Here is a 19,785-nt window from a genome sequence, read left to right as displayed (position 1 = left end):
TGGCTGCACACGACACGCCTGACAGGGCCACGCTATCGATCAATCCAGCGCGCGGTCGTTCGGGTTCGCGAACAGCGACTTCATATCCGCCGAAAGCGGATAGTTCAGGTTGATGCCCTTCGGCGGAATCGGCTGCATGAACCACTTCTGATACATCGTGGCCGCGTCGCCCGAGGTTTGCAGCCGCGCGATCACACCGTCGGCGAGTTTCTTGAAACCCGGATCTTCCTTGCGGAACATGCAGCCATACACTTCGGACATCGGCGACGTGCCGGTGATCAGGTAGTCATTCGCATCCGCCTCTTTGGCTTTAGCACCATACAACAGCGGGTCGTCCATCACAAATGCGACGGCACGGCCGGTCTTCACGTTGAGGAACGATTCCGCGTGATCTTTGGCGCTGATCAGGCGCATGTCCATGCCCTTCTCGCTGTTCATCTGCCGCAGCAGGCGCTCCTCGGAGGTGCCCGCCGTCGTCACCACCGTCTTGCCCGCGAGATCGGAAAAGTCCTTTACGCCCGAGCTCTTCTTCACGATCATGCGCACGCCGTACTGAAAGAAACTGTTCGAAAACGCCACCTGGTTGTCACGATCTTTGGTGTGGGTGGTCGAGCCGCATTCGATGTCGATGGTGCCGTTCTGCACCAGCGGAATCCGGTTTTGCGACGTGATCGGGATTTCTTTCACTTTCAGGTTCGGCAGATTCAATTCTTTTTTCACTTCCTCGACGATCTTCAACGCGATCGCCTGCGAGTAGCCGATCACCTGCTGCTGTTCGTCGTAGTAGGAAAACGGCACCGACGATTCGCGCACGCCGAGAGAAATCACACCGGTTTCGCGGATCTTTTTCAGCGTGGCACTCGAGTCTTCCGCGTGTGCGGCGCCGGTCAGCATCGAGGCGATTGCGATCGAAGTCAGTGCTGTTGCGAGTTTCATGACGTCTCCTTTCATATGTGCCGAAGTGGCGCGTGCTGGTTAAGTGCGTTTGCCATGCCGTACTGCGGGTGAACGGCGGGTAAATGGCGGGTGAATCGCGAATGAGCCGCGGATGAACTGAATGCTGCTGTATTGCGTGCCACGCCTAGCGCTGCCACGCGTAGGCACTCAGGTCGAGCGGCGGCGTGCGGCCCGCGATCGCATCCGCGATCACGCGCGCACTGCCGCAGGCCAGCGTGAAACCGAGCGCGCCGTGCCCGGTGTTGAGCCAGAGGTTGCGATACTGCGTCGCGCCGAGTAGCGGTTTGCTGTCCGGGGTAGCAGGACGATGCCCGCACCAGGTCTCGGCAAGCGCATAGTCGCCGGCGTCCGGGAAGACTTCCTGAGCCTGGCGCCTGAGCAAGGCGAGGCGCCTTTCGCGTTGCGCGACGCTCATGCCTGCGATCTCCACCATGCCGGCAATCCGCAGGCGCTCGCCAAGCGGCGCATACACGATCTTGCGATGCAGATCGGTCACGCTGACGCGCGGTGCGTGGCCGGGCGTGCCAGTCGTGCCGGGCAAGGTCAGGCTATAACCGGTGAGGGGATACATCGGCAAGCGCACGCCGAGCGTGCGCAGCAAGGGCGCGCTGCCATTGCCCAACGCCACCACGAATGCATCCGCGCGGATGTCGCCTCGCGGCGTGCGCGCCGCCACGGCCTGTCCGCCTTCGATCACCATCGACTGAACCGGCGCAGCATAGTGAATCGCCACGCCATAGCGCGCTTGCAGCAATCCGGCGAGCGCCACCCCGAAGCGGTAGCAATCGCCCGCCTCTTCAGACGGCGTATGAATACCGCCGGCCAGCAGCGGCTGCGCGTGTTCGAGCGCGGGCTCCAGCGCCACGCACCCAGCGGCATCGAGCGCGCGCTGGTCGGAACCCGCGGCCGCCAGAACCGCCATCTTGCGGCGCGCCGCCTCGAACGCCTGCGTATCGCGATACACAACGAGCTTGCCGTTACGCACATAATTGAAGTCGATGGCTTCGCGTTGCACCAGCTCGTGCAAGGCGGTTCGGCTCAAGGCACCCAATTGCAGCATTTCCATGGCCGTTTGCCGCGCGCGGCTACTGCGGCACGCCAGCAAAAACGACAGGCACCAGCGCCATTGCTGCACATCGAGACGCGGCACAAAGCGCAAGGCCGAATCGCTTCGCAGCAGCCACGCGGGCAAGTGCGGCAAGACCGACGGATCGGCCAGTGGCGCGACATAGCTGTAGCTCAGTTGGCCGCCGTTCGCGAAGCTGGTTTCGAGCGCCGCGCCGTCACGGCCTTCGAGAATCGTCACGTCGTGGCCGTCGCGCGCCAGTTGGTACGCGCTCGTCAATCCCACCACGCCTGCGCCGAGTACACACACCCGCATTGCCATCCACCCCTCAGGAGAATCGTTCGCCGAATCGTTCACCATGAGTGTGGCGCGACGAAAACCGCACATCAAATGAGCAGAAGCACGGCTCCATAACCCAGGGTTAAGCGCTCGAACGGAGGCTTACGCGAAAGGCGCGCGCAACACGTCGAGAAACGCCTTGCCGGCTTGCGAGTCCATCCCGCCGTCGCGCCAGAGCGCGAAGACCCCAACCGAGAGCGCGGGCGTCACCGGACGGATCGCAACGGGTTCCGCGCCGTCGCGCGCAGTCAGTTCGTCAAGCAGCACGTAGCCAATGCCGCGCGCGGCAAGAGCACGCGCCACATACCAGGTCTGTGCTTCGACAGCCGCCACGCGTTCGTCGAGTCCCTGTGCTTCCAGCGCATTGCCGATCAGCTCGCCAAGCGGGTCGCTATTGCCGATGCTGATCCAGTCGTGAGCGAGGAAGGCTGGCAGATCGATGGGCTGCTGTGCTTCGGGATCATCCGGCGGACCGACGCAAACGATCGCCGTGCGGCCCAGTTCGACCGCAACAATGCCCGGTCGCGCCGGCGGATTCAGTGCGACCGCGAGGTCGAGATCGCGGGTGAGCAACGCGTTGAGCAGTTCTTCCGTATGACGCGTCTGGATTTTCAGCGACACGCGTGAATGGGCCTGGCGAAATGCCTGCACCGCCTGCGGAATCAGACTCAAACCAAGGCTCGGCAAGCAACCAATGCGCAAATGCCCCTCCGGCTGCAACGCCAGGTTGCGGGCCAGATGACGAATTCCGTCCAGATTGGCCTGCAGCTTCTGCGACTCCGAGAACAGCAGCTCGGCTTCGCGCGTCGGTTGCAAGCGCCCATGCACACGATTGAACAGCGCAAAACCAAGACTGCGCTCAGCCTGCGCGAGCGCCTTGCTGACGGCGGGCTGGGAGACGCACAGCAGTTCCGCCGCTTTCGAGAGCGACCCTGTACGCATGATGGCGTGGAAAATTTCGATGTGACGCAAACGCATGGATGCATGACCGGCAAAACCGGCGAAGTGAGCACAGAGGAACAGGCAAGCATGCCCGCTTTGAAAGCATGGGCCTCGCGAAGCATAACGTCTTTCAAGGTGCTTTCATTATTTGCCTTTCCTGTGCGTGGCCGCGCCGATCGGCGCATCAATGGTATCGTTCGCCGTTGCGCGTCGTATGCGCAATTCAAGGCCTTCCCAGGATGGTGGAAGGAAGACAGGAAGCACGCTTTATGAACCCACTTTTCACCCCACCGCAAGGCGGTGAGGCGGCGCTGCAGCGCCGCTGGCCGCGCACCGGCTATCCGCCGATGCTCACGGCCACCGCCGCCTGGCACGTACTCGTGTTGACCGGGTGCCTGCTGACGCCCGCCGCGTGGCCCTGGTGGCTGGCCGCGATCTTCGCGAACCACGCTATTTTCACGGTGGCCGGCCTATTGCCGCGCACCTCGCTGCTGGGCCCGAACTGGACCCACCTGCCGGCCGGCGCGCGCAACGCAGACGCAATCGCATTGACCATCGACGACGGTCCCGATCCGGTCGTCACGCCGCAAGTGCTCGATCTGCTCGATGCCTTCAAGGTTCGCGCCACCTTCTTCTGCATCGGTGAGAAAGCGCAACGCTATCCGGAGATCGCACGTGAAATCGTCGCACGCGGTCATGCGCTGGAAAACCATTCGCAAGTTCACGTGCACACTTTTTCGATCACATTTCCAGCCGCACTCACGCGCGAAATCGACGCGGCGCAGCGCACCTTCGAAACATTGAGCGGCGAGCGGCCGATGTTCTTTCGCGCCCCCGCCGGGTTGCGAAACATCTTTCTCGAACCCGTGCTGAGCAAACTCGATCTGCGACTGGCGGCGTGGACGCGGCGCGGTTACGACACGCGCGAGCGCGATCCGCAAGTGGTCACGCAGCGGCTGCTCGACGGCCTTGCCCCGCGCGACATTCTGCTGCTGCACGACGGCAATGCCGCGCTCACCATGGAGGGCAAACCGCTGATACTGGCCGTCCTGCCACGTGTGATCGACGAGGCCCGTCGGCGGCATTTGCGCTTTGTTACGCTGCGTGAAGCTCGTATCGACGACTGAGCCGGGCGTCCCTTACGGGCGTCTCTTACGCACGGCCAGCCCGCCGGTGCGCGGCGAGCCATGCAAACGCCCCCTCAAATAACCCTTAAGCGGCTTTCACGCGCTACGGTCAAACGCGGAAATCCGCCGCCATGTCTTCGTCCGTGCGCGCCTCGAGTTCGCCGCCGCGACAGGCCTTCAGGAACACGTCGTAATCGTGTTCCACCTGGTCCGCGTAACTGGTGGCATAAGCCGTAAGCGATTCCGCAAACTGATCGCCGCGGCCGATATACGCGCTGACTTCGATCGCCTGGCCACTCGCCTTGGCATGCGCGCGCGCCATGATCCAGCCGCACAGTTTTGCGTAACCTTCGAGCAGGTCGGTATCGAACAACTCGATGTTCGCCGACAGTTTCATGTCGCGCAGTTGCCGGAAATAGAAATGACGTCCTGACGGTCCACTCGCCCAGCCGAGGAAGATGTCACTCGCCGCCTGCAGCATGCGCTGCCCACGAACCACCCGCTCGCCCTCGTGCTTGAGCGACGGCGACTTGTAGTACTGCGCGATCACCGATGGCCGCGCCTCCTTGATCTGGATAAACAGCGGCTTGCCCATGTGATCGACATTCAACATCACCAGACAACGTGTCCCCACGCTGCCGACGCCCACCACCTTGAACACCAGATCCTGTGCGGTGAAATGACTGAGCAGCTCGCGCCGGTCGTGCGACAAGGTCTTCAGGTATTCGCTCCATGTCCGCTCGATCAGTTGATTCCAATTGCCGATCGTGAACCAGTCGTCATCGGCTGAAAATAGCGTATTGGCGCCATGCACATGAAAGAGTCCGGGCGGTGCGTCGCGAATCGACCAGCGGCTGCCATCGAATTCCGCCATTTTTTCCAGCAGGCTTTCGTGAGTACGGCCCGCGGCCTTTTCCATGCCGCGGCGCACGGCGCGGCGGCGCTCCGGCGTCAATGCCGTCTCGGCCATCAGATCGAAGGTGATGCGGTCGTACCAGAGTTCGAGCGCGCCGCATTGCGCGTATTGCGCCATACGATCGCGGTATTCGGTGGCGGCGGTCATCACCAGATGCTCGGCGGTGCCGCGGCTCAAACGCATGTGACGCGCGGCGACCACGAGGCTCGCGGTCAGGCGCTTCAGATCCCATTCGAAAGGACCCGTTGCGACTTCGTCGAAATCGTTCAGGTCGAATACGAGTTGGCGCTCCGGCGTCGCGAACCCGCCGAAATTCATCAGATGGCCATCGCCGCAAATCGGCATGGTGAGGCCGGTGTCGGGAATCCGGCTGAGGTCGTGCGCCTGAATGATCGCGGTACCGCGAAAGAACGTGAACGGCGACACGGCCATGCGCCCATAGCGCAGCGGCACGAGTTTTTCGACTCGCCCCTCGCTGCTTTGCTTAAGCAACTCGATCGGGTTGCGATGCAATTCGCCTACCGTACGATGGCTCGACCGCTTCGAATGCTCGCGGGCGGCACGGCCACGGGCTTCCCGCTCGGCGATGGTGCTGGCTCTCATGCTCTTCTCCGGTTTTTGTGTGAATCTTTACTATCGGTTCTAGAAGACAGCTTCTGCTGGCACGGTGAGCATTCACCATCGGTAGCCCACACCGCCGAAAATCACATCCGAATCGCGATCATAGCGCGTCACGACGCGATTCCACGCGATCCGCGCTTCCCAGTGATCGGTCAGACGATAGGCGCCGGCGATCGTGACAAGGCCGGAGAACTTCCCGGCGCCTGGTCCCGGTGATTCGCTATTTTCGTTCTCGTTGACCGCGTAGTAAGCGCCGAGCCCGAGCCCGAGCGTTACCTTGTCGTTGAGGAAGGCACGCGTTGCCCAGAGCTGGCTGGTCAAGCCGTCGCGGCGCGCCACCTTGCTGCTGCCTTCGTGGAGATAACCGAGCGTCACGTCGAGGTATTTCGCGAGGCCGCGGCGGTATTCGATCGCACCGCCCACTGCGCTCGGCGAGCTGGTTGAATTGACGATGGTCTTGCCGAGGTAGACCGCGACTTCGTTGTTGGTGACCTTGTGCGTGCTGCCGCTCGCCCAGTCGCGCGGACCGGGTGTGCCAGGCGCGTCGAGTTGATAGCCGACGCCGAACATCACGCTTGTCGCATCCGGCCCGCGTTGCACATGCACGCGATTCAACTGCAATTGCGTGATCCACCGGCTCGACGCGTAGTACGCCGCACGCACGCTATACACGACACCCCAGCCGTGAGTGTCCGAATAACTTCCGCCTTGCTGAGCGGTGGTGGTGTCGAAGTAACGATACGGGCCGATGCCCGCCTGCAGGACGAACTGCGGACTCCCTACAGGAATGCGGCCCCACAACTGGATCATCTGGCCGTCGCGGTGATGGTCCGGGATGTGACCTTCATTGAGCCACGTGAAACTCGCGGCGAAGTATTGCCCGAGCCCTTCCTGATAGTTGAATGCCCACGTGTAGGTATTCGTGCTGCCCGCGCGAGAGCCGCCACCGAACAGCGAAAACTCCTGAGCGTGAGCTGCACTGGATACGAACAGGAGTCCGAGACCCGCTACGCAGGAGGCTGCCTGGATTGTCAACCTGCGGCTCACAGCAAAATTCAGATTCCGCATGCTCGTTGCATCTCCGGATGAGTCGCTGTGACTGCCGGGATTCATGGCCCGGCAAAAACCGAATGGCGGCAATGAGCGCCTGAACCGAATGTCATTACAAATTGTTTGCCATGCTAGCAGACCACCCGGCAAAAATGCTATGCCATGCTTTTTGAATGGATACGTGATGCCGTGGCATTCGGACTTTGGCCTTGCCTTGATACGTGATGCCGTGGCATTCGGACTTTGGCCTTGCCTTGATACGCCATGCTGTGGCATTCGGACTTTGGCCTTTCCTTGCTTTGTTAGTGGTCTATTAGCGTTCCCCCTGTGCGGGGGGCACCTACTTTTATTTGCCTGCCGCAAAGCAAAGTAGGCAAAAGAAAGCGGCTCAAACCGCTAACTCTTAAGCGGGTCCCCTGGCTTGGAGGGGGTAGTGGTGCATCTGGAATCTGTGTTCTCGCACATTCGACGTGAGTGACCAGGCAGTCATACCTCCCGCCTCGCACTACGTGCTCGCCGGAAGGGTTTATCCGCAAACCCATGGCTTTGCTTTGAGCGGCAGGGCCATCGGCTTCGCCTCGGGGACCCGAATACGCCTACGCCCACTTTCAGAAATATTGCGGCTTCACGATCGCTGACCAGCAAGTCGTGGCGGCCTGCACCGTCTGAAATTCGGACTTCGAACGAAACACCAGACTCGACAAAGGCTACGAACCAGGTAACGACCGAGCCACCACGCCGGATGAGGTCTAAACGCGAAAACGCAGCCGATGGGGTTCGAACTGCGCGTCGGCGCGCGCAGCGCCGCCGGAAGAATGACTGCCTTGTCACCAGGGCTGAATGTGCGAGAACACAGATTCCAGATGCACCACTACCGTGACTGCGCGGGGGACCCGCTTAAGAACTAGCGGTTTGAGCCGCTTTCTTTTGCCTACTTTGCTTTGCGGCAGGCAAAGAAAAGTAGGTGCCGCCCCGCACAGGGGCAACGCTAATAGACCACGAACAAATCAAGGAGAGGCCAAAGAACCCACATCAACCACGAGGGCAACGCCAACAGACCGCTAACAAATCAAGGAGAGGCCAAAGAACCCACATCAACCACGAGGGCAACGCCAACAGACCGCTAACAAATCAAGGAGAGGCCAAAGAACCCACATCAACCACGAGGGCAACGCCAACAGACCACTAACAAAGCAAGGAGAGACCAAAGAATCCAGACCAGGAAAAGGCCAACGCCACAGGCAAACAACCCATAAGCGCCAGCCCCTCCAACATCAACTTCCAGCTACAGCGACACCTCTACGCGGCGACAAAACCGACACCAAAAAACTCACCAAAATATTAACCACCAACGCAATCAACCCAATATAAAGCGGATAAACAGCATCCCCAACATGCAACGCAAACACCGGCTTGAGCCCTTGCGAAACAGCCAACCCGGTCCCCAACACGATCCCGACAAGCCATCCAAGAAACAACCCCGGCGTATTCAACCGCCGCGTGTACAGCGAAAACACAATCGCCGGGAAAATCTGCAAAATCCAGACCCCACCCAGCAACTGCAGATCAATCGCATACTGCGTAGGCAAAAACACAATAAACAACAGCGCCCCGAACTTCACGACCAGCGACGCAACCTTCGCAGTCGTTGCCTCCGCCTCAGGCGTGATATTCGGCGAAACCAGAGGACGCCACAAATTCCGCGTGAACAGATTGGCCGCGCCAATCGACATGATCGCGGCCGGCACCAACGCGCTAATCGCAATGGCCGCAGCCGCAAAGCCGACGAACCACGACGGGAACAGCGTATTGAACAGCGCCGGCACCATGTCGGACGCCGACTTTACATGCACGCCGGCCGCAATCGCCATATAACCAAGCAACGCGATCAACCCCAGCAACAACGTATACGCCGGCAGGAAAATCGCATTCTTGCGCACCGTGTTAGCCGACGAGGACGACAACACCGCCGTCATCGTATGCGGATACATGAACGCCGCCAGTGCCGAGCCCAAAGCAAGCGACGCATAAGCGGTGAACTGCGTCGGCTTCAGAATAATCCCCGTCGCGCCACCCTTGGCCTTGAAATACGTATCCGCCGCGTCGAACACATGCGCATAGCCACCGAGCTTCGCCGGAATCAGCCAGACCGCCGCGATCACGACGATATAGATCATGATGTCCTTGACGAACGCAATCATCGCCGGTGCCCGCAAACCGCTCGCATACGTGTACAGCGCAAGAATCACGAAGGCGACGATCAGCGGCATTTCACCGGTCACGCCAAGCCCCTTGATCACCACCTGCATACCCACCAGTTGTAGCGCGATATACGGCATGGTCGCGACAATACCCGTGATCGCCACCGCGGCGGGAAACCACTTGCCGCCGTATTCGCCCTGCACATAGTCCGCAGCGGTAATGTGGTTCTTCGCCTTGGCGATCTTCCACAGCTTGGGCATCACCGCGAACACGAACGGATAGACGATGATCGTGTACGGCAGCGCGAAGAAACCATACGCACCCACCGAATACACCAGCGCGGGCACCGCGATCACGGTATAGGCGGTATAGAAGTCGCCGCCCACGAGGAACCACGAAATCACCGTGCCGAACTGGCGGCCGCCAAGGCCCCACTCGTGCAATTGCGTCAGATCGCCCCGCTTCCAGCGCGCGGCAAAGAAACCAATCACAGTGACAAGAACAAAGAACGCGATAAAGACGGTCATCGCAACCGGGTTCACAGGATTGATATCGCTCATTTGACACCCCGGTACACGACGTAAATCAGTAGCGAGGTCAACGGAACCCACAAGAACTGATACCAGTAGAAGAACGGAAAGCCTGCAAACGAGGGCCGCGTGTCGTTATAGAACGGCAACCACAGCAACGCGATATACGGAATCAGCAAGACAATCCATAGCCATGAACGGCCGGAAGGTTGGGAGGTCTCCACGAACATCTCCTAAGTCTATTATTGAAACCGCGCACCAGGGCTTGTGGCCGGGTACGCGGAAAACCGGTTACCTGATATTAGGCGGCAAAACCGGAGTTTGCTTTTTTTGCACGGCATTCGAGCGCCACCGCCAGGTGCACCGCAACAACGCACGCCGGAAGGCGCGGCACGCTGCGGGGATGTAGTATTCGCCTTCGTGAGCATCCTCACAAGCGCGCAACTACGTATGCCGGCTACGTAATACTACGTAGCCCGTTGGCGGTCCTGTCTACGATGAAACTCAAAGCAAAGATTGTCCTGCTGGCGATCGTGCCCTTTCTGGTGGCCATCGTCAGCATTGAAACCGGCGTACGCCGGGAAGCCACGGCGCTTGCCGAAACGCAGCACGCGACCACCCAGGCCGCGTATATGGCCAGCAAGGAAATCGAGCTCAAGCACTACGTCGAGCTCGCGACCACGGCGATCGCCCCGCTCTACGACGCGGGCCGCGATAATGCGCGCGACGATGCGACGTTGCGCACCCGCGCGCTCGATATCCTCGGGAAAATGGACTTCGGCAAGGACGGCTACTTCTTCGTCTACGACATGCACGGCCGCTCGCTGATGCATCCGCGCGAACCCGACCTCGTTGGACGTGACCTCTGGGCGCTGCGCGATCCGCAAGGCGCGCTGACAATCCAGCAACTGCTCGCCGCGGCCTCGCGCGGCGGCGGTTATGTGCGCTACGTCTGGCATCGTCCATCGACAGGCAAGCTCGCGTCGAAACTGGGCTACGTGGTGCCGCTCGAACGCTGGGGCTGGATGATCGGCACCGGCATCTATCTCGACGATGTCGATGCCACACTCGCCCATATCGACGAGGGCGCGGCGGCCAACATCGATCGCACCATGCAGTGGATCGACGGCATCGCCGTGGCCGGACTCTTCGTGATCGCACTGTGTGCGCTGGTGCTCAACGTCACCGAATACCGCAGCGCGGATGCGAAACTGAAGCGGCTCGCTCAACAGGTGGTCGACTCGCAGGAAAACGAACGGGCACGCCTGTCGCGTGAGTTGCACGACGGCATCAGCCAGATGATGGTCTCGGTGAAGCTGCTGCTCGAATCGGCGTTGGCGCGGTTCGAGCGCAGTGAAGTGCGTGTGCCCGCAGCGGAAGCCGCGCTATCCACGAGCGTTGCGCGCATCGGCGATACCTTGCGAGAAGTGCGCCGCATTTCTCACGCACTGCGTCCGTCAATGCTCGACGATCTCGGCGTTGCGGCCGCTCTGGAACAGCTCACACGTGAATTGAGCGAGCAGTCCGGCATCCAGATCGGTTTCACGCAGATCGCCCACACGCATGCCGTATCCTTGCCGGAAGCGGTGAATACGGTGTTGTTTCGCATTGCCCAGGAAGCGCTGACGAACATCGTGCGGCATGCTCAGGCATCCAGCGCGGCGCTATCGCTAGAGGTATCGAACGACGCCGTCACGCTGACGATCTCGGACAACGGGCGTGGTTTCGACGTAGCGCGCGCACTCGTCAATCCACGCGCGGGTGTGGGTCTGCGCAACATGCGCGAACGGCTGGATACACTGGGCGGCAAGCTGACGCTCAGCTCGCAGGCGGGTCATACGATCGTGACCGCGCGTGTGCCCGTGGCAGCGTCCGCGCATCAATCGCCAGCCTTGCAAAAAATCTGATTATGAACGACATGTCCCTCGCCATCGCCCGTTTGCTTCTCATCGACGACCACCCGCTGGTGCGCGACGGCTTGCGCGCCCGGCTCGAAGCCGTGCGCAACATCGAAATCGTCGGCGAAGCGGGCAATGCGCAGGAAGCGCTCGCGCTCGCCGCCAGTCACGAGCCACACCTGGTGTTGATGGATGTCGGCATGAGCGGGATCAACGGCATCGCGCTGGCCGGCATGTTTCATGAGCGCTTCCCGGCGATTCGCGTGCTGATGCTGTCCATGCACGACAACCTCGAGTACGTGACCCAGGCGGTGCGCGCAGGAGCGAGTGGCTACGTGCTCAAGGACTCGCCCGCCACCGAAATCATTCAGGCGATTGGCGCCGTGCTGGAAGGCAAGACGTTTTTCAGCGCGGGGCTGGGCGCACGATTGATTCAGGCCTCGGCGACGCAGTCGCCCGTTGAACGGCTCACGCCGCGCGAGCGCGATATTCTCGATGCGCTCGCCGAAGGTCTCTCGAGCAAGCAGATCGCGCAACGCAATGATTTGTCGGTGCGCACGGTAGAGACGCATCGGCTGAATCTGAAACGCAAGCTCGATATCGAAGGCCAGGCCGAGTTGATCAAGTTCGCCGTCGAAAATCGTCGCAAGAACCAGTGAGATCCCGAGTCCCCACGACATAATCTCGTCTACGTAGCCGAGAATCAAAACCGTCGATCCGTCTACCCTACGCTCAACATCCCGGAGCCGATGACGATGAAACGCCTGATCCCACCGCACCTGGCGAGTCTCCTGATCGTCGTAAGCGCGGCACACGCCCATGCCGAAGCGCAACGCGTCAATCGCGGGCACGATCCGTTCTTTCAGGTATCCCAGGCGGTCAGCGAATGCCCGGTGCCCTTAGGCCCGCTGGAAACCGAGCAGGAATGGCTCGACGATAGTCACTACCGGATCGAGCGCGGCAATAGCTGCTGGGTGGAAGGCCGCTGCCGTCTGTCGAACGCGTACCTCTACGACGCGGAAATCGCGGACGCCGTTCAACGGCGGCTCGCCAATATCAACTACGCCACCCACTGGCGCGAGCAGTCCACACTGTGGTTCACGCTGCAACGCCGCTTCATCTACGTACAGGGCTGCGTCACGCCGGGTTTCGACAAACAGACGTTCCTCAGGGAACTCGCGAAAACCGCGGATGTCGATCGCGTGATCGACGACACCACAAGCAATCCCCACGCGGCGTCGTTGCCCTATAAAACCCTGGCGGATCCGGATAAGCCCGTGGTCGATCCGGGCAACTAGCCGCAATCTATCTGCAGCGCGGAGCACGAATCTAGTCAGCGGCACCGCCACGGTCGCTGTTGTCACGAATGATTTGTGCGATCAGCGCGTCGGCGTCGCGCGAGACGTTATCGTGAACGCGGGTACTTTGCGTCGCCGCCGGCGTGTCGTTGCCGATCAGATGACCGCTGCGCACATGCGTATCCACCGACACCTGCATCGAGAGCCCAAGCCGCAGCGGATGCGCCGCGAGTTCAGCCGCGTCGAGCGAAATCACAATCGGCACACGCTGCACGACCTTGATCCAGTTACCGGCGGCGTTCTGCGAGGGCAGCATCGAAAAGGCACTGCCCGTGCCGGCCGAAAAGCCTTCCACGTGCCCGCGATACACCACTTGCGAGCCATACACGTCCGACACGATGCGTACCGGCTGCCCCACGCGCATGCTGCGAATCTGGCCTTCCTTGAAGTTCGCCTCGACCCACAGACGTTCGAGCGGAATGATCGACATCAGTGCGAGACCCGGGCCAACCTGCTGGCCGATCTGCACCGCACGCTGGCCGACCGTGCCGTCAACGGGAGAAATCACCGTGGTGCGCTGCAGGTTGCGATAGGCGAGCCGCAATTGGGCGGCGGCTTGCAGAACCGGCGGGCTGGCTTCAACCGGAAATTTCCCGCCCAACGCGCGGGCGGCGTCGAGCTGAACCTGCGCCGAGGCGAGGTTCGCTTGCGCGACGGCGACGGTTTCGCGAGCGCGCGCCAATTCTTCCGGCGACACCACTTCCACCGACGCATGATCGCGCGCCGCCAGCGCGCGCTGCGCCAATGCGAGTTCAGCGCGGCGCGCGTCGATCGATTGAACATAGAGCTTGCGCGAGATCGTCGCGTTCGCCACCTGGCGCACGGCGAGCGTCAGTTGCGCTTTGGCCTGCGCGAAGGCGGCGGCCGCTTCGGCGTCGTCGAGTTTGACGAGCGGCTGGCCCGCGCGGACCTGACGCGTGTTGTCCACCAGAATATCGGTGACCGTGCCGGGTATCTGCGCCGCGATCTGCACGATGTTGCCCGCCACGTAGGCGTCGTCGGTCTCTTCGTAAAAGCGTGCGCTCAAGCCCCAATACGTGAGCCACGCCACTCCGGCGAGCGCCGCCACGCCGAAGAAAACGGCGAAACGGCGCCGGCGCACGACCCGTTTCGAATCGTGCGCGTCGCCCGGTATGCTCCCCGCGTCTGCCGGGCTTGACGGGTTTGGCTGCCCCTGGGTCCAGCCGGCCGCATGCTGTGCCTGTTTATCGTTGTGCATTCAATCGAAGTGCGTGTCCGTGATGCGTGCGTGAGAGGGAAAGGTCGGCTGATAGTGAGCGATCGGCGCGCCGGCCACCTTGCGTACGTCAAAGCCGCCACCAAGGGCGCCAACCAGCGCAACCTGCAGCATTCTGCGGCGACCCTGCAGATCGACTTGCTGCGCGCGTTCGTCAAGTAAAGACAGGTCCGCCAGCGTCACGTCCTTCTGCATGCCGATACCGCGACGATGCCGCTCCTCGGCAATCGCGACGATTTTCGCAGCCGCGTCCACCGCGCGAGTCTGCTCGGTAGTGAGCGTATCGACCGTGCGCAACGAGGTCAGCTGACGCGCGACATCGCCGAGCGCCTCATCGACGGTCTTGTTGTAAAGACCGATCGCGGCGTCGACATTGGCATAGTCTCCGCCGAGTTGCGCACGCAAACGGGTCCGGTCGAAAAACGGCAGGGAAATCGCCGGCCCCACCGAGCCGGTCATCGCCGCGCGCGAGAAAAGCGCGGCGGGCGTCAATGCTGTCAGCCCGGCAAACGCCACCAGGTTCACGTCGGGATAGAACTGTGCGCGCGTTGCGTCGATGTTGGCGAGTGCGGCTTCGGCCCGCAAACGCGCGGCCACGATATCGGGCCGGCGGCCCAGCAGATCCACCGGCAATTGCGCGGGCATCGGCGCATCGGCCGCCGCGGCCAGTTGCGGACGATGCAGCGACAAACCCCGCTCCGCACCACGCCCGCTCAGCACGCCGATCTGCAATTCGGTCAACTGGATGCGCTCGCCGTTCAGCGCCTGTTGCGAAGCGAGCCGGCTTCGCTTGAGTGCGGCGTCGGCCGAGTCGTACGCATTATCGATACCGCGTGCACCGCGCTCGCGCAACACCGCGTCGACGCTATCGGCGGCCTGCTGCTTCTGCAGCAGAACGTCCTGCATGGCATACGCGCGGTCGAGCTCGCAGTAAAGCGTGACGAGTGCGACCGTCAACGTGAGCCGCGCCTGCTCCGCATCGACGCGCGCTGCGTCGCGCGTGGACAGCAGGCCGCCGGTCAGCGCGGCATTCTTGCCCCACAAGTCGAGCTGGTAGCTCAGGCCGGCGAACAACGCGGCAGGCGAAACCACCGGATCGTTGAACAACTGCACCGGAATCTGCTGACCGCCGACGGATACGTTGGCCGCGTCGTTCGGCTGCGGCAAACGGGCTTTGCTCACGGTCGCGCCCGCGGTGCCGGTGAGACCGGTGAGCGAAGCAAACTGTTCGAGTTGCGCCTGTGCGGCACCTACCCTCGCCTTGGCGATCTGCAAATCGGGATTGTTTTGCAACGCTTCGCCAACCAGTTCGTCCAGTTGCGGATCGCGGTAGCGCTTGACCCAATCAGGCGCCGGCCATGTGCCGTTCGCATTGGGCCCGATAGTCTGCACCAGCGCATCGGCGGATGGCTTGAGCGGTTTGACGTTGGTGTGCAGACCGGAATCGTTGACGCAACCCGTCAGCGCCGCAGCAATCAGCAGTAGCGGCAACAGAGGCGGCCAGGCGCGCGGCAGGGGTAATTGCATGGGCGGCCTCACGAATGCCAGGTACGCGGCATTGCGCGTGCGCCTGCCACCGGCGTGTTGATTTCAGCGAGCGTCGACGGGTCAGCCACGTTGGCAGCGATTGCCGCATGAGCGGTCGTTGCGGTCTGAGCCACGCTGGCCGCGAATCGCGGACGCGTTCGCTCAAGCGGCCCCATTCTCCCGAAGAATCCATCGAACAGACCCAGGGCGATCGCTTTGAGCTTGGCCAGCTTGTCTTTTTCCAGCAGGACGATCTGCACCATTTGCCAGAGCGTCAACAGGTTGGGCACAATCGCTACCGGCAAGCGCAATCCATATTGCAGCGCTAGCTGCATCGCGTTTCGCGCGCTGTAATAGCGGCGGAAACCAGGGTGATTCATCGTCGTCAATTCCAGCGAACCCAATTTGTGACGGCGCCGCGAACCGATCCGATGCAGCAGGACGAGCGACGGCACGATATACACCGGCACATTGCGCAGCAGCGCGCGCAAGCAGTATTCGGTGTCGACGTGATCGATAAACAGCGCCTCGTCGAAGCGGCCGAGCCGCTCGAACGCTTCGCGCGAAACGACACAACCGGACGAAATCAGAAAGGCGCAGCGCTGCAGCACCGCGTCGGCGTGGATCGACAATCTTTCGACCGTCAGGCCGCTTGTCGCGAGCTCGGGCAGGAAGCGTTGGTCGTTTTCATCGAAGATACGCGGGCCGGCCAGGAACGCCCGGCCGCTCATTGACGCGCACCGCTCGCGCATGACCGCGAAATAATCCGCGGGCGCCTCGGAATCCTGGTCGAACAGCGCGACGGCGTCCACACCTGAGTCGAACAGCGCGCTCAAACCGCAATTGAAAGCGCCGGCAATACCGTTGCGGTTACCGTGATGCAGCAACGCGACGCCAGCCTCCCCCAGCATGGTCGCGGCGCGCGCGTCCGGCACGGGCGAATTGTCGACCACCAGCAAACGATCACACATCTCGCGCATCGCCACCGCGCGCGCGAGTTGCGCCTCACTCGGATGAAACAGGATAATCAATGCGCCCAGGATCGTCATTGGAAGCCCCTTAGTGACCTAAAGCCATCGCCGCACCGCGCTTCGGACGCGTGAGCCACATCATCGCGGCGAGCACGAGGCAGGTGACGCTTGCCATGTAGAACATGTCGCCGGTTGCCATCATGTAAGCCTGTTGTTGCACGACGTGGTGCAAGGTGGCGACTTCGCGCGCGCCGTCGATACCCATGCCGTGCAGACTTTGAACGAAGCGCTGTGTATTGCCGGACGATTTCGTCACCGACTGGGCGACGACGTCGTAGTGATACAGCGCGCGGTTATCCCACAGCGTGACGCTCATTGCCGTGCCGAACGCGGCCGATAGCGTGCGCAAGAAATTCGACAGGCTGGAGGCCGCCGCGAGCTTGTCGTCGGACACACGCGAGAGCGTCGCCGCGGTGAGCGGAATGAAGAAGCACGGCAAGCCGATGCCCTGGATCAGACCCGGCGTGATGATCTGCGTGAAGGTCATGGTCAGCGTGAAATGCGCATCCCACCACAGCACGCCCGCAAACACGAGAAAGCCGAAAGTCGCCAGCACGCGCGCGTCGAAACGGGCCGCATAAATGCCGACCACAATCGAGAACACCAGCGCGAGCACGCCGAGCGGCGCGGTGGCAAGGCCGGCCTGATACGCGGTGTAGCCCATCACGGCCTGCAGCCAGAGCGGAAAAATCACGCCCACTACCGAGAAGCTCATCATGCCGAGGGAAATGATCAGCACGCAAAACGAAAACGTGCGATCGCGGAACAGGCTCAGATCGATCACCGGATGCCGTTCGCCCGCCTCCCAGATCAACAGCGACACGATCGCCAACCCGGCGACGATCGCGAGCGTCAAGATCAGCGGCGAATCGAACCAGCCACGATCGTGCCCAAGATCCAGCACCATCTGCAGCGAGCCGACACCGACAACCAGCAGGAGAATGCCAGGCAGATCGATCGGCGCCGCCTTGGCGGTGGGGGCGTCGGCGCGCAGCAGCGTCAGGCACACCACGAACGAGAAGATGCCGATCGGCAGATTGATCAGGAAAATCCACGGCCACGAAAAATTGTCGATCATCCATCCGCCGACCACCGGACCGAAAATCGGCGCGAGCAGCACGGTCATCGCCCATAACGCGAGTGCCACGACGCGCTTGTCCGGCGGAAACGTGCGCAGCAGGATAGTTTGGGAAAGCGGCACCATCGGCCCGGAAAAAAGGCCCTGCAATGCCCGGCACACCACCAGGAGGTGAAAGTCGCCGGCTACGCCGCACAACAGCGAGGTCAACGTGAAGAGCACCACCGCGCCGAGAAACAGCCGTGTTTCGCCGAGCCGGCGTGACAGCCAGCCCGTCAACGGCACGGCGATGGCCGCAGCCACGGAGTACGAACTGATCACCCACGTGCCCTGGCTGTTGGACACACCGAGGCCGCCGGAAATGGCCGGCACCGCGACGTTCGTTACCGTCGAATCCAGAACTTCGATGAAGGTGGCCAGCGATAACGCGAACGTCAGCAAGGCAAGCTGCGCGCCACGCATGCGGGGTATGCCACCCGCACCAGCGGAGTCGGGACCGGCACCGGCGCCATGCCCCGCGTCGGCCGATGCGGGGCGCTTCGGCAACGGCGTAGCGGCGCTCATAGGCTCTGCCCGACGGCGGCCAACGCCGGCAAAGACGTGCGGCTGGCAGTCTGCGTGCGTACGCCGGCCGGCATGAACGCTTCGATATAGCGTGCGGCGGCCTCGCAGCCGTCCTGCGACGCCGCGATCCGGTCCTGCACGCGTCCGCACTGCGTCGCGATTGACGGGCTGCCAAGCACGTGCTTCAAGGCACGCGCGAGCGCCTGCGGTTGCAGCGGCTTGTCGAGCCGAACGCCGCAACCCGTCACGACGACACGCTGCGCGTTGTCGAACTGATCGTGCGCGAATGGCGTGACCACTTGCGGAATCCCGGCGGCATACGCCAGCGCTGCCGTGCCGATGCCGCCGTGATGCACCAGCGCCCGGCAACGCGGCAACAGCGTCTGCAGCGGCACATAACGCCGTTTGAGCAGCGCGCCCGGCGCGCCTGCATGCGCATCCACCCGGGCATCGGCCGCCTCGGGGCCGGGCGCATCCGGTGTCAAAAGAATACCGCGCAGCCCGCCTTCCCTCAGCGCCGCTTTCACCGCATTTGCATAGCGATCCTGATCGATCAGAGTCGAGCCCGCTGTGAAAACCACGGGTCGCTCTCCCGCAGCGAGAAAAGCGTCGAGTTGCGGATCGGGCGCGGGTGCGCTCGTATCGTTGAACAGCGGAAAACCGCCGAGACAGCGCGGCGCCGGCCAATCCGGCTGAGCTTGCGCGAACCAGTCCGGAAACAGGCACAGCACACCATCGGTCGAATGCAGCCACTCGCCAAAAATGCGCCGCACGGGTGCGAGCGACAGTTCCGTGCGCAACCCATTCAATGCGGGGCCGCAGACCTTGTCGAGCACCTGCCGGTCGATCAGCCGCAGCAGCGCCGCCTTCACAGCCAGCGGCAAGCCTCGCGGAATCGTCAGCCGCGGGTGTGTCGGCGGCGCATGCGCGGAGAGCAAGGTCGACGGCGACACCTGCACCGACACGAAGGGCACGCGATACAACTCCTGCATCAGCCGGGCGGAAAAGGCCCACAACGTGCCGACCAGCACGGTGTCGCTATCGGTCAGCGCGGCCAACGTGTCGAAATGCGGACGCAGCGTCGGTGCGATCACCGCCCATAGCGTACGGAACGACGTACGTGGATGCCACAGCGCGGGGTTCGCCATCGCTGCCTCATATTCAGCAGCGGTGCCGATCGGCACGAAGCTAAAACCCAGCCGCGAGACAGCCTGCGCGAACGGCGGATGCGTGCAAAAGACGATCTCATGGCCGCGCGCGGCCAACGCCGCGCCGATGCCGAGCAACGGGTGCACGTCGCCCGCCGAGCCGATCGCGGTGATGATGACTTTCGTCATTCGGA

At 62.2% G+C, this 19,785-nt stretch carries 17 protein-coding genes; 5 read left to right on the top strand and 12 right to left on the bottom strand.

Annotated elements, in window-relative coordinates; translation table 11 throughout:
- Nucleotides 1-39 precede the first annotated feature (39 nt).
- From PQR67_RS12700 to PQR67_RS12690, 3 genes are all read right to left on the bottom strand, one after another.
- Nucleotides 40-951, bottom strand: coding sequence for a glutamate/aspartate ABC transporter substrate-binding protein (locus tag PQR67_RS12700; protein WP_408459081.1), 912 nt, complete (start codon nt 949-951; stop codon nt 40-42).
- 130 nt (nt 952-1,081) lie between these two features.
- Nucleotides 1,082-2,338 carry a D-amino acid dehydrogenase gene (locus PQR67_RS12695; protein WP_408459332.1) on the bottom strand — a complete coding sequence of 419 codons (1,257 nt, stop codon included), beginning with the start codon at nt 2,336-2,338 and terminating at the stop codon, nt 1,082-1,084.
- Nucleotides 2,339-2,464: 126 nt separating this feature from the next.
- Nucleotides 2,465-3,340: a LysR family transcriptional regulator gene (locus PQR67_RS12690; RefSeq protein ID WP_408459078.1), complete on the bottom strand. Its 876-nt coding sequence runs from the start codon at nt 3,338-3,340 to the stop codon at nt 2,465-2,467.
- A gap of 6 nt (nt 3,341-3,346) precedes the next feature.
- Between PQR67_RS12690 and PQR67_RS12685 the strand changes: the two genes are divergently transcribed.
- Nucleotides 3,347-3,577, top strand: coding sequence for a hypothetical protein (locus PQR67_RS12685; RefSeq protein WP_408459075.1), 231 nt, complete (start codon nt 3,347-3,349; stop codon nt 3,575-3,577).
- Nucleotides 3,574-4,431, top strand: a complete 858-nt coding sequence (locus PQR67_RS12680) for a polysaccharide deacetylase family protein (RefSeq protein ID WP_408459073.1) — start codon at nt 3,574-3,576, stop codon at nt 4,429-4,431. Before PQR67_RS12685 ends, PQR67_RS12680 begins: the two co-directional genes overlap by 4 nt.
- A 109-nt stretch (nt 4,432-4,540) precedes the next feature.
- Here PQR67_RS12680 and PQR67_RS12675 read toward each other — a convergent pair whose 3' ends face one another.
- The 4 genes from PQR67_RS12675 to PQR67_RS12660 form a co-directional block, all read right to left on the bottom strand.
- Nucleotides 4,541-5,950: a DUF2252 domain-containing protein gene (locus tag PQR67_RS12675; RefSeq protein WP_408459070.1), complete on the bottom strand. Its 1,410-nt coding sequence runs from the start codon at nt 5,948-5,950 to the stop codon at nt 4,541-4,543.
- Between the two features lie 72 nt (nt 5,951-6,022).
- Nucleotides 6,023-7,036, bottom strand: coding sequence for a hypothetical protein (locus PQR67_RS12670; protein ID WP_408459067.1), 1,014 nt, complete (start codon nt 7,034-7,036; stop codon nt 6,023-6,025).
- A 1,256-nt stretch (nt 7,037-8,292) separates the two neighbouring features.
- Nucleotides 8,293-9,780 (bottom strand): monocarboxylate uptake permease MctP, encoded by a 1,488-nt coding sequence (gene mctP, locus PQR67_RS12665; protein ID WP_408459065.1) that lies wholly within the window; start codon nt 9,778-9,780, stop codon nt 8,293-8,295.
- On the bottom strand, nt 9,777-9,974 hold the full coding sequence (locus PQR67_RS12660; RefSeq protein WP_408459062.1) for a DUF3311 domain-containing protein: 198 nt from the start codon (nt 9,972-9,974) through the stop codon (nt 9,777-9,779). The genes mctP and PQR67_RS12660 overlap by 4 nt, the downstream gene beginning before the upstream one ends.
- 273 nt (nt 9,975-10,247) lie before the next feature.
- Here PQR67_RS12660 and PQR67_RS12655 point away from each other — a divergent pair, with 273 nt between their 5' ends.
- The 3 genes from PQR67_RS12655 (at nt 10,248) to PQR67_RS12645 (ending at nt 12,946) form a co-directional block, all read left to right on the top strand.
- A complete protein-coding gene (locus tag PQR67_RS12655; RefSeq protein WP_408459059.1) occupies nt 10,248-11,657 on the top strand; it encodes a cache domain-containing protein in 1,410 nt (469 codons plus the stop codon).
- A 2-nt stretch (nt 11,658-11,659) separates the two neighbouring features.
- The gene (locus tag PQR67_RS12650; RefSeq protein ID WP_408459058.1) at nt 11,660-12,307 is read left to right on the top strand and encodes a response regulator; all 648 of its coding nucleotides are present in this window, start codon (nt 11,660-11,662) and stop codon (nt 12,305-12,307) included.
- 96 nt (nt 12,308-12,403) lie between these two features.
- A complete protein-coding gene (locus PQR67_RS12645) occupies nt 12,404-12,946 on the top strand; it encodes a hypothetical protein (RefSeq protein ID WP_408459055.1) in 543 nt (180 codons plus the stop codon).
- 31 nt (nt 12,947-12,977) lie between these two features.
- On the opposite strand, the gene PQR67_RS12640 is transcribed toward PQR67_RS12645, so the two are convergent.
- The 5 genes from PQR67_RS12640 to PQR67_RS12620 are packed head-to-tail and all read right to left on the bottom strand — an operon-like array spanning nt 12,978 to nt 19,780.
- Nucleotides 12,978-14,225, bottom strand: coding sequence for an HlyD family secretion protein (locus PQR67_RS12640; protein WP_408459053.1), 1,248 nt, complete (start codon nt 14,223-14,225; stop codon nt 12,978-12,980).
- Entirely contained in the window at nt 14,226-15,770 is a 1,545-nt protein-coding gene (locus PQR67_RS12635; protein ID WP_408459051.1) for an efflux transporter outer membrane subunit, read from the bottom strand.
- 8 nt (nt 15,771-15,778) lie between these two features.
- On the bottom strand, nt 15,779-16,819 hold the full coding sequence (locus PQR67_RS12630; protein ID WP_408459049.1) for a glycosyltransferase family 2 protein: 1,041 nt from the start codon (nt 16,817-16,819) through the stop codon (nt 15,779-15,781).
- Between the two features lie 10 nt (nt 16,820-16,829).
- On the bottom strand, nt 16,830-18,443 hold the full coding sequence (locus tag PQR67_RS12625) for a DHA2 family efflux MFS transporter permease subunit (RefSeq protein ID WP_408459046.1): 1,614 nt from the start codon (nt 18,441-18,443) through the stop codon (nt 16,830-16,832).
- On the bottom strand, nt 18,440-19,780 hold the full coding sequence (locus tag PQR67_RS12620) for a glycosyltransferase (protein WP_408459044.1): 1,341 nt from the start codon (nt 19,778-19,780) through the stop codon (nt 18,440-18,442). Before PQR67_RS12620 ends, PQR67_RS12625 begins: the two co-directional genes overlap by 4 nt.
- Between the last annotated feature and the right edge of the window lie 5 nt (nt 19,781-19,785).

It is taken from the genome of Paraburkholderia fungorum (assembly GCF_046026025.1).
GTDB classification, from domain to species: Bacteria; Pseudomonadota; Gammaproteobacteria; order Burkholderiales; family Burkholderiaceae; genus Paraburkholderia; species Paraburkholderia fungorum_E.
Note: the sequence above shows the minus strand (reverse complement) of the source record. Positions and strands in the feature narration are given on the sequence as shown.

Excerpts from the sequence above, each read along its gene's own strand:
- PQR67_RS12700 (WP_408459081.1), bottom strand. The coding sequence starts at position 951 with ATGAAAGGAGACGTCATGAAACTCGCAACAGCACTGACTTCGATCGCA.
- PQR67_RS12695 (WP_408459332.1), bottom strand. The coding sequence starts at position 2,338 with ATGCGGGTGTGTGTACTCGGCGCAGGCGTGGTGGGATTGACGAGCGCG.
- PQR67_RS12690 (WP_408459078.1), bottom strand. The coding sequence starts at position 3,340 with ATGCGTTTGCGTCACATCGAAATTTTCCACGCCATCATGCGTACAGGG.
- PQR67_RS12685 (WP_408459075.1), top strand. The coding sequence starts at position 3,347 with ATGACCGGCAAAACCGGCGAAGTGAGCACAGAGGAACAGGCAAGCATG.
- PQR67_RS12680 (WP_408459073.1), top strand. The coding sequence starts at position 3,574 with ATGAACCCACTTTTCACCCCACCGCAAGGCGGTGAGGCGGCGCTGCAG.
- PQR67_RS12675 (WP_408459070.1), bottom strand. The coding sequence starts at position 5,950 with ATGAGAGCCAGCACCATCGCCGAGCGGGAAGCCCGTGGCCGTGCCGCC.
- PQR67_RS12670 (WP_408459067.1), bottom strand. The coding sequence starts at position 7,036 with ATGCGGAATCTGAATTTTGCTGTGAGCCGCAGGTTGACAATCCAGGCA.
- mctP (WP_408459065.1), bottom strand. The coding sequence starts at position 9,780 with ATGAGCGATATCAATCCTGTGAACCCGGTTGCGATGACCGTCTTTATC.
- PQR67_RS12655 (WP_408459059.1), top strand. The coding sequence starts at position 10,248 with ATGAAACTCAAAGCAAAGATTGTCCTGCTGGCGATCGTGCCCTTTCTG.
- PQR67_RS12650 (WP_408459058.1), top strand. The coding sequence starts at position 11,660 with ATGAACGACATGTCCCTCGCCATCGCCCGTTTGCTTCTCATCGACGAC.
- PQR67_RS12645 (WP_408459055.1), top strand. The coding sequence starts at position 12,404 with ATGAAACGCCTGATCCCACCGCACCTGGCGAGTCTCCTGATCGTCGTA.
- PQR67_RS12640 (WP_408459053.1), bottom strand. The coding sequence starts at position 14,225 with ATGCACAACGATAAACAGGCACAGCATGCGGCCGGCTGGACCCAGGGG.
- PQR67_RS12635 (WP_408459051.1), bottom strand. The coding sequence starts at position 15,770 with ATGCAATTACCCCTGCCGCGCGCCTGGCCGCCTCTGTTGCCGCTACTG.
- PQR67_RS12630 (WP_408459049.1), bottom strand. The coding sequence starts at position 16,819 with ATGACGATCCTGGGCGCATTGATTATCCTGTTTCATCCGAGTGAGGCG.
- PQR67_RS12625 (WP_408459046.1), bottom strand. The coding sequence starts at position 18,443 with ATGAGCGCCGCTACGCCGTTGCCGAAGCGCCCCGCATCGGCCGACGCG.
- PQR67_RS12620 (WP_408459044.1), bottom strand. The coding sequence starts at position 19,780 with ATGACGAAAGTCATCATCACCGCGATCGGCTCGGCGGGCGACGTGCAC.